The organism is Pseudoalteromonas sp. MMG033 (assembly GCF_057197785.1).
Map to the genome: position 1 here is coordinate 3,955,808 of NZ_CM170070.1, position 12,414 is coordinate 3,968,221.

21 protein-coding genes are annotated in these 12,414 nt (G+C 40.7%); 18 read left to right on the top strand and 3 right to left on the bottom strand.

The genetic code is table 11. The features are described from left to right. Positions 1–28: 28 nt before the first annotated feature. From AC2CZC_RS17185 to AC2CZC_RS17270, 18 genes are all read left to right on the top strand, one after another. A complete protein-coding gene (locus AC2CZC_RS17185; RefSeq protein WP_484582739.1) occupies positions 29–385 on the top strand; it encodes a hypothetical protein in 357 nt (118 codons plus the stop codon). Next, positions 382–759 carry a phage protein GemA/Gp16 family protein gene (locus AC2CZC_RS17190; protein ID WP_484582740.1) on the top strand — a complete coding sequence of 126 codons (378 nt, stop codon included), beginning with the start codon at positions 382–384 and terminating at the stop codon, positions 757–759. Before AC2CZC_RS17185 ends, AC2CZC_RS17190 begins: the two co-directional genes overlap by 4 nt. After that, positions 752–943, top strand: coding sequence for a hypothetical protein (locus AC2CZC_RS17195; protein ID WP_484582741.1), 192 nt, complete (start codon positions 752–754; stop codon positions 941–943). The genes AC2CZC_RS17190 and AC2CZC_RS17195 overlap by 8 nt, the downstream gene beginning before the upstream one ends. Then, positions 936–1,382: a Mor transcription activator family protein gene (locus tag AC2CZC_RS17200; protein WP_484582742.1), complete on the top strand. Its 447-nt coding sequence runs from the start codon at positions 936–938 to the stop codon at positions 1,380–1,382. The genes AC2CZC_RS17195 and AC2CZC_RS17200 overlap by 8 nt, the downstream gene beginning before the upstream one ends. A gap of 8 nt (positions 1,383–1,390) precedes the next feature. Further along, positions 1,391–1,579 (top strand): hypothetical protein, encoded by a 189-nt coding sequence (locus AC2CZC_RS17205; RefSeq protein ID WP_039609937.1) that lies wholly within the window; start codon positions 1,391–1,393, stop codon positions 1,577–1,579. 1 nt (position 1,580) lies between these two features. Next, on the top strand, positions 1,581–1,946 hold the full coding sequence (locus AC2CZC_RS17210) for a hypothetical protein (RefSeq protein ID WP_484582743.1): 366 nt from the start codon (positions 1,581–1,583) through the stop codon (positions 1,944–1,946). A gap of 8 nt (positions 1,947–1,954) precedes the next feature. Continuing rightward, entirely contained in the window at positions 1,955–2,275 is a 321-nt protein-coding gene (locus tag AC2CZC_RS17215) for a hypothetical protein (protein ID WP_484582744.1), read from the top strand. Further along, entirely contained in the window at positions 2,262–2,549 is a 288-nt protein-coding gene (locus AC2CZC_RS17220; RefSeq protein ID WP_484582745.1) for a hypothetical protein, read from the top strand. The genes AC2CZC_RS17215 and AC2CZC_RS17220 overlap by 14 nt, the downstream gene beginning before the upstream one ends. 162 nt (positions 2,550–2,711) lie before the next feature. Then, positions 2,712–3,128: a glycoside hydrolase family protein gene (locus AC2CZC_RS17225; RefSeq protein ID WP_484582746.1), complete on the top strand. Its 417-nt coding sequence runs from the start codon at positions 2,712–2,714 to the stop codon at positions 3,126–3,128. Further along, entirely contained in the window at positions 3,118–3,369 is a 252-nt protein-coding gene (locus AC2CZC_RS17230) for a hypothetical protein (protein ID WP_484582747.1), read from the top strand. The genes AC2CZC_RS17225 and AC2CZC_RS17230 overlap by 11 nt, the downstream gene beginning before the upstream one ends. Beyond that, positions 3,369–3,869 carry a DUF1804 family protein gene (locus tag AC2CZC_RS17235; RefSeq protein WP_484582748.1) on the top strand — a complete coding sequence of 167 codons (501 nt, stop codon included), beginning with the start codon at positions 3,369–3,371 and terminating at the stop codon, positions 3,867–3,869. Before AC2CZC_RS17230 ends, AC2CZC_RS17235 begins: the two co-directional genes overlap by 1 nt. Beyond that, on the top strand, positions 3,869–5,611 hold the full coding sequence (locus AC2CZC_RS17240; protein WP_484582749.1) for a hypothetical protein: 1,743 nt from the start codon (positions 3,869–3,871) through the stop codon (positions 5,609–5,611). The genes AC2CZC_RS17235 and AC2CZC_RS17240 overlap by 1 nt, the downstream gene beginning before the upstream one ends. Then, positions 5,604–6,749 carry a phage portal protein family protein gene (locus AC2CZC_RS17245; RefSeq protein ID WP_484582750.1) on the top strand — a complete coding sequence of 382 codons (1,146 nt, stop codon included), beginning with the start codon at positions 5,604–5,606 and terminating at the stop codon, positions 6,747–6,749. The genes AC2CZC_RS17240 and AC2CZC_RS17245 overlap by 8 nt, the downstream gene beginning before the upstream one ends. A gap of 29 nt (positions 6,750–6,778) precedes the next feature. Further along, positions 6,779–7,075: a hypothetical protein gene (locus AC2CZC_RS17250; RefSeq protein WP_484582751.1), complete on the top strand. Its 297-nt coding sequence runs from the start codon at positions 6,779–6,781 to the stop codon at positions 7,073–7,075. A gap of 4 nt (positions 7,076–7,079) precedes the next feature. Next, entirely contained in the window at positions 7,080–7,694 is a 615-nt protein-coding gene (locus tag AC2CZC_RS17255; RefSeq protein WP_484582752.1) for a DUF3164 family protein, read from the top strand. Between the two features lie 9 nt (positions 7,695–7,703). Further along, positions 7,704–7,967, top strand: a complete 264-nt coding sequence (locus tag AC2CZC_RS17260; RefSeq protein ID WP_484582753.1) for a hypothetical protein — start codon at positions 7,704–7,706, stop codon at positions 7,965–7,967. A gap of 8 nt (positions 7,968–7,975) precedes the next feature. Further along, complete coding sequence (locus AC2CZC_RS17265) at positions 7,976–9,118, top strand: phage head morphogenesis protein (protein WP_484582754.1); 1,143 nt, start codon at positions 7,976–7,978, stop codon at positions 9,116–9,118. 237 nt (positions 9,119–9,355) lie between these two features. Next, entirely contained in the window at positions 9,356–10,054 is a 699-nt protein-coding gene (locus AC2CZC_RS17270) for a hypothetical protein (protein WP_484582755.1), read from the top strand. 698 nt (positions 10,055–10,752) lie between these two features. On the opposite strand, the gene AC2CZC_RS17275 is transcribed toward AC2CZC_RS17270, so the two are convergent. From AC2CZC_RS17275 to AC2CZC_RS17285, 3 genes are all read right to left on the bottom strand, one after another. Continuing rightward, positions 10,753–11,325, bottom strand: coding sequence for a MiaE family protein (locus AC2CZC_RS17275; protein ID WP_484582756.1), 573 nt, complete (start codon positions 11,323–11,325; stop codon positions 10,753–10,755). 70 nt (positions 11,326–11,395) lie between these two features. Further along, positions 11,396–12,025: a sulfotransferase gene (locus AC2CZC_RS17280; RefSeq protein ID WP_484582757.1), complete on the bottom strand. Its 630-nt coding sequence runs from the start codon at positions 12,023–12,025 to the stop codon at positions 11,396–11,398. Next, positions 12,022–12,396, bottom strand: coding sequence for an MAPEG family protein (locus tag AC2CZC_RS17285; protein WP_484582758.1), 375 nt, complete (start codon positions 12,394–12,396; stop codon positions 12,022–12,024). Before AC2CZC_RS17285 ends, AC2CZC_RS17280 begins: the two co-directional genes overlap by 4 nt. Positions 12,397–12,414 lie beyond the last annotated feature (18 nt).

The following is a 12,414-nucleotide window of genomic DNA, read 5'->3' on the forward strand; positions in this document are numbered from 1 at the left end:
AGGCTCATCGTTAAATAAGGAAAACACCATGATAAGAGTGAAAATTTATCAGCCCATATTCGGCGGTCATTTTGTCCTAAATGACACGCTGACCGATCAACATATGCTTAGTGTACTTGCCATGAATGACCCAAAAGGGCGTATTCTGGATAGCGTAGAAGGCAACGTTGCCGTGGCTTTTTGCATCTTCCTCGGGGAAAGGTTATACGAGTGCAAGCAATTAGTGAAGGTAAAACAACAGGTAAGTTTTACCACGCTTTTTACCCGTCTATATTCAAACGTCGCAAAAATCTGTATCGACGATACAAAGCCCTGGGACTTCGAGTTAGAAGAATTTGCTGTATTCCCGAATCACCAAGTTTCTCAAGTGGAGCGTGCAGCATGAATCCGATGATTAAAGCAATAAAAGCAGCACAACGCGCAGCCGGAATAGACCAGGTACGCCATGTGAAAAACGTTAAACAGATCAGTGGCGGTCTCACAAATAGCTGTACTGGCCTTACTAAGAACCAACAAAAGGCATTATTACGGCGTTATCGGGTTCTGGCTGAAATGCCAAAGCAACTCAGGCTAATTTATAGCCTTTGGGGCCAACTGGCCCGTGCGGGAAAAGTAAAGCAAGACTCAAAGCAAGCATGTGAAACATTCTGTGAAAAGTACTGCAATGGACAGCGCTTGCATGAAGCTGAGAGCCATTGGTCCGCCATTATAGAAATCCTGAAACAATGGCTACATCGTAAGGAGACGAATCATGCCTAGAGGTGAATCTATCGTGATCAACCCCGACAGAACGCTCTATGAAGAGGCCGAGTACGACAACTTGCCATTGGAAATTAGGCGTGTTAGCAAGCTAAGGACCAAGTGGGATGAAGTTCGTGAAATGAAAGCGGCTTCGAATGAGCATAGTTTGGAATCGTTGCTAGAGGAACTTGAAGATGGCTGAGCATGATATTGATCTGAGCTTGTTACCGCATGGTGTGCGTAAGTTCGTCGAAGTTCTTGGGGTTGAGAGAGCTGTTTCTTTGTTAAAGCAGCATCAACTAAGGATGATGTATATCCCACTAAACCCAAAACCAGAACACGAATTTTGCCAGGTCTTTGGTACTGAGCTAGCTATGCACTTAAGTGAAAATCATGGTGCAAAAAGTTATCAGATCCCAAAGGTAGATAAAGTGCTCTTGCAGTTTAGAAACCAGGAGATCATTAAAGCGCATGAATTAGGCGTACCAGTTCAAGAGTTGGCTGAGCAGTATGGCTTAACCAGGCAATGTATTTGGTTAATCCTTAGTGGCACAGCATTAAGCACTGGTGACCCAATTGCTTTAGAGGCTCAACTGGATCTGTTAGGAGATAAACACAGGCAAATAGATTTACCGCTTTAGGAGTAACAATGCACAAAAACAATTTTGTGTTACTCACCGCGCAGCAGCTATCTGGTAAATGCTTACCTTCCAAGGTGCAATGTCAGATAGCGCTGCAGATAACCGAAAATTACATAGCAGGTAGAAAGGACTTAAAGCTACCGCTAAATAACCTCGAAGCTGATTTAGCTGAGGCGAAAAACGAAATAGGAAATTGATATGTTAATACAAATGAAAGAAGAAAACGGAAAACTCGAAATCAACGATACATTGGTGCATGGCAAGGAGATTGAGATCAGAGGCAGTGAGCTTATTGTTGACGGTAAACAGCTTAAAATAGATACCGACCAAAAAATCTCTATTCATATCCATGGTAATGTTGAAAATTTGGGTGTGTTAAATGGCTCTGTAAACGTCCGCAATGCCGATACGGTTATATGCCGCTCAGGTGATGTGATATGTGGTGATGTAGTCGGTTCCGTAACAAACACTTTCGGAAATATAGATTGCGGAGAAGTCGAAGGGAGCGTATCGACCATTGTAGGTGATGTGAACCATAGTAAGCTTGTTTTGGGTATGGAGTGAGATGGTGTATGGATATTTGTAAGAAAACGCTTTTCAATTCAGCCATCGAAAAATGGGGGGTTAAAACCCAAGCGAGTATGGCAATGGGTGAATGTGGTGAGCTAACCGCTGAATTAAATAAATTGTTCATTCAAGAACGAATGGGACACCGCGACAATGTGATTGAAGAAATTGCCGATGTTGCGATTATGAGTGAACAAATTATACATATGCTTGGGGCTGAAGATGAGCTCGAAAAAGTGAAGCTCAAAAAACTAGAAAGACTCAGTGGCATTATCAACGACACCATTTATCACCCACATAAAGAGGTGCATCATGACGAAAGTTAGTAAGCTAAACCTTGGTGAATGGACAACGGAACTACCAAACAAAGACGGTATGTATTGGCATTGGTGGGGAGATGACAGCGCGCCTTTTGCATTTCATATTGGGAAGGCAAGTAATGGACGTTGTTTTATCCAAATGGGACAGGCTGGGTTTACAGAGCCTATGTATTGTGACGAATACGGTGGTTTATGGGCCCCTTGTTTACCTCCAAACACCTTTATCATTGAAAATATGATTTATGAACTAACTGAGTTTGCAAAACAACAGAATGTTTAAACTCACTTTAAACCTCATTTAAACGGTCATTATTGCAGTAGACCGTTTTTTGCTTTAGCCTAATATATCCACATCACTTCAAATCACCGCAAAACATTTTACACCTAAATTCCCGCACTTAATTTGCCAGACTAACCATGTAACTCACGACATGGAAATGGCATGGAAAAACTAAAACAACAATTAATCAGTCATGAAGGGTATGAACGAACCGTTTATATATGCCCTGGCGGCTACCAATCGATAGGCGTTGGCAGGAACCTTGAGCAACGAGGCCTGACTGACGACGAAATCAATTACCTGCTTAACAACGATATTGCTTATTTTACTGCCCAAGTCGAAAAGCACATTGATACATCCAAATGTAACCCCGCCCGAAAAGCTGTTCTTATCAATATGGCCTTTAACCTTGGCATTCATGGCTTGTTGGCTTTCAAAAAGACACTTGCTGCCGTAGAGCGCGGTGATTGGGACAAAGCTGTAATTGAAATGTTCGATAGCCGCTGGGCCGTGCAAGTTGGCGAACGAGCAGATCAGTTAGCCGAGCAGATGAAAACAGGGGAATGGTATGACACCTGAACAAGAGAACCAACTGTTTCAGTCTATCGGTCACATTCAAGCGACCCAAACAGCGATCTTAAAAGAAGTAACAGAAATCAAAACTGACCTGACAAAACGCGTGGACAGACTTGAAGGAAGAGTAGAGGAAGTCGAGGACCAAGTTACTAACAACCGCGTAAAAATTGCTTCAATCGGTGGCGGTGCGGGATTGGTCGTTGCAATAGCTGCTGAAGTGTTAAAACTGAGTGGGGGCACTTGATGGCACACTCAGAAGATAAAAAGAATGCGGTTAGACACAGTTATGTGAATGAGCTTTTGGCACTGTCTGTTGCTGCTATAAAACATACAGTCGCAGACAGCACAGCAAGACGTTGGAAAAGTGAAGCCAAAGCAACAGGTGATGATTGGGATTTGGCTAGAGCTGCAGCACGTAAGGCAACTGGTCCCGCAGGTGAGTTTACCCAAGACTTTATAGAAGAGTTTACCATCCAAACCAATGCGACCTTTGAGCTCATCAAACAAGATGAAGGGTTATCAATCGATGGTCGTATCAAAGCGTTAAATCAACTTAGCGATACATACTCAAAAATCATGAAGCTCAGCGGCGGTAATAAGTCTATTGAAAAACGTGCCGTTGCAGCTGATGTCATGAAAAAGCTAGCAGGCTTTGTATCCAAATATCACCCCGATTATGCGCCGCAATTGGTTGAGATCCTAACCGCCTTTGGCCCTCAATTAAGCAGCATGTTGGACGACTAATGGCCGATATAAGTAACAAAGAATTCTTAGAAGAATTAGAGCAAATCACGTCAGCGCTAAGAATTGATATCGAAGCCAAACAACGTGATATTGACCCAAGCCCCGAGGCAATTTTAGAGCGAAGAAAGCGCGTGTTGGGCGGCGACTTTGAGTTCTTTGTGTATACGTATTTCCCCCATCATATGTGGCTTGATGAAGGGCAAAGGCCAAGTGAGTTCCAACGATACTTTATGGATTGGTTTCCTCAGGCCATTGACCTCGATAACTACTGGAAACACTGGTTTGTTGCCCCGCGTGGTGAAGGTAAATCCACTTTAGCTGTAAAGATTGCCCCGATATACATCGCTGTCTTAGCGTTACTACAAGATGAAGCCTTATGTTACGAACTGGGCCTGACAAAGCCCAATATTTACATCGACTTTGTTATTCTGTTTGGCGCTGAAGCAAAGATGCCTGCCAAAACTTTAGAGGTAGTAAAAACTGAGTTGTTGAGCAATGGTAACTTGATGTTGGACTTTCCCGAAGTCTGCGACAAGTCACCACTATGGAAGATTGGTGAATTTGCAACGCCTCAAGGTGTGCGCTTTGAAAGCCGTGGTTCGGAACAATCAGTTCGGGGGGCATTCCATGGAGCAAGCCGCCCTAAGTTACTTCTGTCTGATGATATCATCACCGATAAAGAGGCCAAATCAGCAACAGAAAGGGACAATCGCTGGGCATTTTTAGAAGCTGCAGTGCAATACCTTGGCCCACCAGGCAAAGGAGTTAAATTCCTTGGTGTAAATACTGTGCTCAATAATGATGACCCAATATCAAGGGCTGAGCATGCCGCTGGTCATATCGTGCATCGCTTTAAAGCAATATCACAGCTCCCTGAAAACATGGAGCTTTGGGAGCAGTGTCGAGAGCTTATGCTTTACAAAGACAAGGAGTTTGAAAAGCAAGCCGCAGGTAAAGGGAGAGCAGTCGCCCTTGAAGAAAAGCCAAGCTTTAAATTTTGGATTAAGAACAAAAAGCGCATGTCTAAAGGTGCAAAAACCAGTTGGCCAAGCGTGCGTTCTCTCTATGACTTGATGGCAATGCGAGCATCGAACAAACGTGAGTTTAATCGCGAGATGCAAGGCATTGCCAAGTCTGACGAAGAGCAGATCTTTTATCGCTTTGAGACTTGGGTTAACCGCTTAAACCTGTGGACACCGTACGGCGCATGTGACCCAAGCATGGGCAAAACAGCCAGTGCTGACCCAAGCGCTTTACTTGTTGGCTTTTGGGCAAAAGAGCTTGGGCAATTGCACCTTGAGTATGAAAGCCGAAAAGTACGCGGCCCAAGTCGACTATTAAAAGATTTGATAAAGCTGCAGCTTGAATACAACTGTTTGGTATGGGGTTTTGAGAACAATAACGCCTTTGATTTTATGCGCCAAACCTACATGAAAGATGCATTAGACGAGGGCGTGGCACTGCCGCTGAGAGGTGTAACGGCAACTGTGCCGCAAGAGGAGCGCATCGAGGGGTTAGAGCCCTTTGTGATCAACGAACCCTCACAGATTCTTTTTCATACTCGTCGAAGTCGATTACTCATGGACGAGTTAGAAAACTGGCCAGAGAAACAAAGCCACCATCACTATGACCTCAGTTGTGCACTCACCATTTTATGGATGATTGCTAGCACAGGCGCGGGTGGCATTCCAAAAATAAGAAGTCGAAAAGTGACCAAATCAATAGGGGGCTATCATGTCTAAACCCCATTTAAGTTATAAGGGCTATCGAGCACTACAAAAAGCCTTTTCGATGAGTAAAACAGACCCTGCTTTATGGGCCATGATGCGAGAATTACCAAACCCCGACCCGATATTACGCAAAGCAGGTAAAAGCTCGTTCATATATGACGAGATAGCACGCGATGCCCATGTAATTGGCGAATTGCGTAGTTTGCGCTCAGGTATGTTCGCATTCAATGCTGAACTGGTGCCAGGTGGTGATGATTCAGCGAGTATGAAAAGTTTTGAGATTGCCAAAGCGCTCATGGCTTCAAGCCCTGCCAAAAATACTCAATGGATGGACATTGATTGGCATAACTACAGCGCAATTTTACATGGCTTTGCCGTTACCCATTTAGGCAAATTCGAAAAGCAAGACAACGCGTGGATACCTAGCACAATTGAACAATGGCCAGCAGGGCGCTTTGCTTTTAATTCTGACCATGAATTGCTTGTTAAAACCCGCGAAAACCCCGAAGGCGAGCCCATAAATGAAGACCGATGGACGTGTGTTAGGCATATGCCAGAGGCAAAAAATCCATACGGGATTGCGCTTTTAAGTAGCTGCTTTTGGCCTTGGATGTTCAAGCATGGTGGCTTTAAGTTTTTCGTTCAGTTGTGCGAGCGCTTTGGTGTGCCTTTTCCTGTCGGAAAGTATCCAATTGGTACGCAGGACAAGGAAATTGGAGAATTGCTTGAAGGCCTAGCTAAGTTGATCACTGAAGGTATTGCCGTCATTCCAGATGACTCAAGCTTAGAAATCATTGAAAGCAAAATGTCAGGTGAACCTGTTCAGCTTCAGCTTATTAATTTGTGTAACTCAGAAATGAGTAAAGCGCTGACATCTCAAACACTCGCAACAGAACAAAAAGCCGGTGCACGTGCAGCAAGTGAAACACACGCAAAACGCGCAGGTGAAAACCAACGCGCTGATAGGGCGCTAGTATCTGGTTATCGAAACCAGTTATTAGAAACTATCCATAAAGTGAATTTCGATGGCGGCGAACCGCCGAAATACGTTTGGCGTGACAAGAAAGAAATCAATCTCGAAACCTCAACGTCATTCGTGAATCAGCTCGTATGGTGCCTGTTTCAGAGGATTATGTTTACAAGACTTTAGGCATACCCAAGCCTCAAAAAGGTGCTGCGTTGCTAGAAATTAAAGACGATGGTCAAGGCATTTCTACGCCAGCAAAACAGGACTTTTCAAGTGAACAGCAGGGCGCTGATATCACAATTTTTGACGAGTATGACCAGGCAACTGATACCGAAATTAAGAAGATTTTTGAGTTTGCCAAACAAGCAAACAACCTCGATGAACTAAAACAAAACATCCTTGATGAATTCCCCAATATCTCCAATTCAGCCCTAACAGAAGTCGCTGCTAAGGCGCTTGAGTTGGAGGTTTTAGAAGGAATGAACGAGGCAAATCAACAGGAGATTTAACCATATGAATGCGATTCCAGAAGGTTTTTTAAAAGATGGTAAAGGCAACTTAGTAGCACTCACGAACGTGAAGCAAACAGACTTGATTAAAGACGAATATGTCAAAAAAGCGATAGAACTTGCTGAAAAACAGCAACAACAGCTCGCAGAGTTTAAGCAGCAACAAATGGATGAAGCTGACGACTTTTTAGAGTTATTGGCGCAAGAATATGACGTTAATTTGGGCGGTAAAAAAGGCAATTTAACACTGCGTTCTTTCGACCATGCCTTGTCCGTGAAAATACAAATTCAAGAACGAATTGAGCTGGGTCCTGAGCTACAAATTGCGAAAGAATTGATAGATGAATGCATTAGCGAATGGACTGAAGGTGGTAATCAAAACATTAAAGCCATTGTCAACAAAGTGTTCTCAACTGACAAGCAAGGCACTATCAATCCACAACGTATTTTGAGTCTTCGTAAGCTAGAAATTCAAGACGAAACAGGTAAATGGCAAAAAGCCATGGACATCATTGCCGAGTCTGTAAACACCATTGATAGCTGTCGATTTATTCGGTTTTACAAGCGAGATGAGCAGGGCGCTGATCAAGCCATTTCTCTTGATATAGCTAAGTTGTGAGGTCCAAAAATGACTGTAGAATTCACTCCAAAAAATGAACAGTGTTTTTGCTTTGGTGCACCAAACTCACACGTATTTGAGCTTTTAAAGGTTAAAAAAATAGCAGAGATATTAAATCATCCGCCATTGACCAATGACCCTATTGATGCAAATGAAGAGCAATCTAAGGCAATCGCATATTTCATGGAAAATTGGGATCACGGAGATTGGCCAGGGGATAAACCTACTTACATTCAATTTTTTCTTGAATGTGGTGGCTTTCAAACTCATTAAACGACTTTATGCCTAATCTTAAATCACAATATGGCCAATTCGTAAAATTCGACGAGGCCATTTCAAATCTAAAATCAAAAGTTCAAATACCAACTGAGTCATATAAAGATTTACTTGGGCACATTCACGCAAGAGCGTTTACCGTTGCTGGTGCTACCAAAACTGAGCTGCTGGATGACTTATATAAAGATGTGCTTGCTGCAATTGAAAATGGGGAGACGATCACCGACTTTAGAGCACGCTTTGATAAAACCGTTGCTAAACACGGTTGGTCATACAATGGAAAACGCGGTTGGCGAACTCAATTAATTTATCAAAACAATAAAAATACCGCGCGTGCAGCTGGCCGATGGCAACAACAAGAACGGATCAAACATCGTAGGCCTTATCTTTTATATTTAACTGCAGGTGACTTGCGAGTAAGGCCGCAGCATAACGCGTGGAACTACATACTTTTACCAATTGAACATAATTTTTGGGTAACTCATTATCCGCCAAATGGTTGGAACTGTAGATGTAAAGTTGTGAGCTTAAGTGATTCAGACATTAAACGCATGGGTTTAACTGTTACGCCTGATTCTGCATTAACTTCGTACCAAAAACCATTCATTGAAGTTGATCCAAAAACAGGTGAAGAACTAGAGCGATTACCGGGCATCGACTTAGGCTGGGATTACAATCCTGGTCTTGCATGGTTAGGTGCAGACAAGTCAACAGGCCAAATGCTTGCGAAACTCGATCACCAAATTCGAGAAGTGGCCACGCCAATTTTTAATGCCGCTATAAATGAAGGCAAAGACTATTTTAAATCTCAAGTTTCGACTGTTGCTGCAAAGCAAGCATTAGGAAAACCTGACTCTGGAACGAAATTAATAATAGGGCACTTGCATCCAAAATTATTCAAATCAGTTTTAGATATTGCACCTGAAACAAAAAGCACACTGGTAGTTATTGATGAATCAATGCTAAAAACTGCGATTCAAATTATCGGATTTGAGCAAACGACTGAATTAATGAAGTTGGTCCAAGCACAAACAAATTCATCATTTAACCAAAGCATTCTGCAGTTCGTAGCAAATGGAGTTCAGATCACAATTCAAATCGACCCGGATATGAATCGAATTGTTGAAGTTAAGCTTGTTGATGTTTAAACCGCATTTAAAGCGGCTTTAATGTCTGTTTAAAGGGCGTTTAAACGTTTTTAAAAACGGCGAATTTTAGTCTAATTCTAAACGTATTGTGAGCAGGAATGAGCGTAAAATGATATGGAATGAGCGGGTTTTGTCTAAAAACAAATGTATTTTTAATATTTGAGACTTTGACTCGAAAATTTTAGAGGTCTAGTATTTACGGGGCTTTCAGAGGAATCGAAAGTTGGATTTCATGGTTTGGCTAAATCTAGAAATGAACGACCCCTTACAGTAGTCAATGAGTTTTTAAAAGATGAAGAGTTTAAAAACTCATTGGTTCATAAGACTGATTATTCAAAGTTAGAAATTAAAGGTGCAAGCTTTGAAACATTTCCTCAGTTAAATGAAAAACTTCCTGAAAAAGTGTGGAATACAATGGCCAAAGGCAGTTCAGAAGATTACTCTGAATTTGTATCAAGAGATGAGTTTTTTGAGGCTCTTAAAAGTTATCATACCGAGTTAACCGAATCGTTTTTAGCGCCAAGCAATAGCAAGGTCGAGATTATATCTAAGCTTGAAAAAGTAATGGATATTGAAATCGATGTTTTAGTTTTAATGGCTGGGGAAAATGCACATACAGCACAAACAGCTAATTGTTATAACTGGTTTGAAAATGATAGTTATCATGTCGAGCTAGTCATTCCAAAAACATATTCTGCGCAAGAGCTTTCTTGGTTCAGATGCGACTTTGCTTGGCCAAAAATGTATTTAACTTTGACAGTAGATGGTACGGAATTACCAACGCCTGTAAAACTGGTTGGAGTTAGACGAAATGGAAATTCAAATAAGCCTGTGCTTTTGATTTCACAAAAAATTGCTCAAGATTTAAAGTTGCATAGCTGGGAACGTTTCCTAAGTAAGGCATATGGATCTATATCAATCAGCGAAGTTAAATAACAACAAGTAAGCTAAAAGTGCTTGCATAAACCCTATAATGTCCGATACCGTCTAGTATTGGACTTAGTATTGATGCGTTTTAACCCGCTAAAGAAAAGAAGGTAGGTATTATGCTTAGATAACACTCACAAACATCATTTAACATAATATAAATTATAGGATGTTTTATGGAAATGGTATTATGAATCAGTTGATGATAAACCAAATTGGTTTTTTCCTGTCTTCTTTTAACTAAAATGCACTAGCTTACAATTCTGGTTGTGTGTATCTCATTAGCCAAAAAAATTTTCCCTTTAATATAAATCGTTATATGTCATTAGAGTTTTACTTACATTAAAAGTACTACACTGACATTGGCATTTAAATATGTTGTGAGTTGCTTCATCTTCGAACTTCATCTTCGAAAATTATGCGTCCTAGCTTCTTAGGTTAAATATGCTTTGGAGGTTTTTTACTGGCATGTGACTGGCTATGCATGAATGTATGATTTAACACAATTAGGAAATGTTTGAGTTTGAATGAGTAAGGTTAATTTGATTTATATTTATTAATGCTAAATAGCTTTGATCATCTGCGATATCAGCTAGATGATTTAAGTAGTAAATAATAAAGTCCTACTCAGTTACGAGGAAAATAACAAAAAACGTGATTTAACATAATGAAAAGCACTCTAGTTAAGAGTGCTTTTCTTGGAAAATTTAGTGCAATGCTGCTGTAAATGGAATACTTTCACAGATTTGAGCTTCAGCTATTAATATCTCTTCAAGTCTGGCATCAATAATCGTTTTATCAAAATACTCATAGCCTAATTCTACGAATAAGTTTTTATGTTTTTCTTCTGATTTAGCAATCGCGACGTAGAAATCTTTATCTTTTCCTTCAGGTAAAGCTTCAGCAACGAGAGAAAAACGCTCATGTCCCCTCGCCTCAATCACTGCCGCTACGAGCAATCGATCAATTAAAAACTCATCACTACCTTGTCGAAACAAAGCGCGCATCTTTTTAATATATGGATCTTGCTTATCATTTCCGAGTTCCAAGCCTCTTTCATTAATGAGCTTTAATACCTGCTTAAAATGAATCATTTCTTCGATAGCAAGATCAGCCATAGCTTTGACCAGCTTAGTTCTATCTGGGTAATGTCCTAACATAGACATCGCCATGCCTGATGCCTTTTTTTCTGCTGCGGCATGGTCTTGTAAAAAGGTCACAAAATCGTCCATAACTTTGTGCGTCCACTCAAACGGTGTGTGATATTTTAGTTCAAACATTAGCTATTTAGTCTCACTTACTACGTGCATTTAAAATTTATGACTTAAATTAATATCAGACATTTTAGTACTATAAGTCATATAAAATACTGTCTTTATCTACTTTGCCAATTCTTGTTGATTCTACTTTTAAAGGGTGTTTAATGTCATTCCAGGCTGTTACTTTCCCATGCTTATTTACATGTGGTATAGAAAGTTTAGGAACAGACATAAACTGGGCAAATTTAGGTGTGCTATCTATTTCAGATAAATTGATTGTCACATGCTCTACATTGGTTGATTCAAAAAAATCAACAACTCTTTGTTTGTGCCCATTATAACACTCAATTAAATAGTCATCATCGTTGATATTTTTTTCATCAAGACCATTAAAAACATCGAAATAACAACGTTTTAAGGTCTCATTAAAACCGCCACCTTGTACAATCAATTTTGGTAACATACGTACAAGTAAACGTCGAATCGATGGTATCCAAACATTATGATCACGCTCTAAGTAGATAAACTTAGCTTGCGGGAAATGTTGATAAAGTTGCTGAAAATCATTAAATACTGGTGTATCTGCAATAAACTCCGCTGTTTTTAGCGTGTGTTGCGTGTACGCAGTGTGTGCAGTTTTAAGTCCGATATCAAGACTTGAGACACATAAGCTCGTTGTCCCAGTTCTAGGCAGGCCCAGAACAAAGTATTTTTTGGTCATAAAAAGTATAAATAAGCGTTTATTAGCGCCATGACTATGAGTGATAAAAATGTACAACCCATACCTATAACGCGCATTTTTAAGTTTGCATCATACAAAGCCTTGGCATGCAATAATCGGCCAGCTAAAAAAAGACAAGCAATGGGTATGAGCATGCTGTTACCAATCAGTTGATATTCAAGTATAAAAACTAGAATAACAGCCAGGGGGGTATATTCGATAAAGTTAGCATGAGCGCGGATACTGGCTTGCAAGTCTTTATGGCCTGCATCACCAATCCCCACTTTGTGTAATTTTCTTAGCTTAATTACATTAAAACTGAGTTTGATATATAAAAGTGTGCAAATTGCAGCAAACAGTCCACTAAACATGATGAAAAGTCCCCTATT

Bases quoted from the DNA above. Each gene is read 5' to 3' on its own strand.
- AC2CZC_RS17285 (WP_484582758.1), bottom strand. From the start codon at position 12,396: ATGTTTAGTGGACTGTTTGCTGCAATTTGCACACTTTTATATATCAAA.
- AC2CZC_RS17200 (WP_484582742.1), top strand. From the start codon at position 936: ATGGCTGAGCATGATATTGATCTGAGCTTGTTACCGCATGGTGTGCGT.
- AC2CZC_RS17220 (WP_484582745.1), top strand. From the start codon at position 2,262: ATGACGAAAGTTAGTAAGCTAAACCTTGGTGAATGGACAACGGAACTA.
- AC2CZC_RS17205 (WP_039609937.1), top strand. From the start codon at position 1,391: ATGCACAAAAACAATTTTGTGTTACTCACCGCGCAGCAGCTATCTGGT.
- AC2CZC_RS17225 (WP_484582746.1), top strand. From the start codon at position 2,712: ATGGAAAAACTAAAACAACAATTAATCAGTCATGAAGGGTATGAACGA.
- AC2CZC_RS17280 (WP_484582757.1), bottom strand. From the start codon at position 12,025: ATGACCAAAAAATACTTTGTTCTGGGCCTGCCTAGAACTGGGACAACG.
- AC2CZC_RS17230 (WP_484582747.1), top strand. From the start codon at position 3,118: ATGACACCTGAACAAGAGAACCAACTGTTTCAGTCTATCGGTCACATT.
- AC2CZC_RS17275 (WP_484582756.1), bottom strand. From the start codon at position 11,325: ATGTTTGAACTAAAATATCACACACCGTTTGAGTGGACGCACAAAGTT.
- AC2CZC_RS17240 (WP_484582749.1), top strand. From the start codon at position 3,869: ATGGCCGATATAAGTAACAAAGAATTCTTAGAAGAATTAGAGCAAATC.
- AC2CZC_RS17265 (WP_484582754.1), top strand. From the start codon at position 7,976: ATGCCTAATCTTAAATCACAATATGGCCAATTCGTAAAATTCGACGAG.
- AC2CZC_RS17210 (WP_484582743.1), top strand. From the start codon at position 1,581: ATGTTAATACAAATGAAAGAAGAAAACGGAAAACTCGAAATCAACGAT.
- AC2CZC_RS17195 (WP_484582741.1), top strand. From the start codon at position 752: ATGCCTAGAGGTGAATCTATCGTGATCAACCCCGACAGAACGCTCTAT.
- AC2CZC_RS17185 (WP_484582739.1), top strand. From the start codon at position 29: ATGATAAGAGTGAAAATTTATCAGCCCATATTCGGCGGTCATTTTGTC.
- AC2CZC_RS17235 (WP_484582748.1), top strand. From the start codon at position 3,369: ATGGCACACTCAGAAGATAAAAAGAATGCGGTTAGACACAGTTATGTG.
- AC2CZC_RS17260 (WP_484582753.1), top strand. From the start codon at position 7,704: ATGACTGTAGAATTCACTCCAAAAAATGAACAGTGTTTTTGCTTTGGT.
- AC2CZC_RS17255 (WP_484582752.1), top strand. From the start codon at position 7,080: ATGAATGCGATTCCAGAAGGTTTTTTAAAAGATGGTAAAGGCAACTTA.
- AC2CZC_RS17245 (WP_484582750.1), top strand. From the start codon at position 5,604: ATGTCTAAACCCCATTTAAGTTATAAGGGCTATCGAGCACTACAAAAA.
- AC2CZC_RS17215 (WP_484582744.1), top strand. From the start codon at position 1,955: ATGGATATTTGTAAGAAAACGCTTTTCAATTCAGCCATCGAAAAATGG.
- AC2CZC_RS17190 (WP_484582740.1), top strand. From the start codon at position 382: ATGAATCCGATGATTAAAGCAATAAAAGCAGCACAACGCGCAGCCGGA.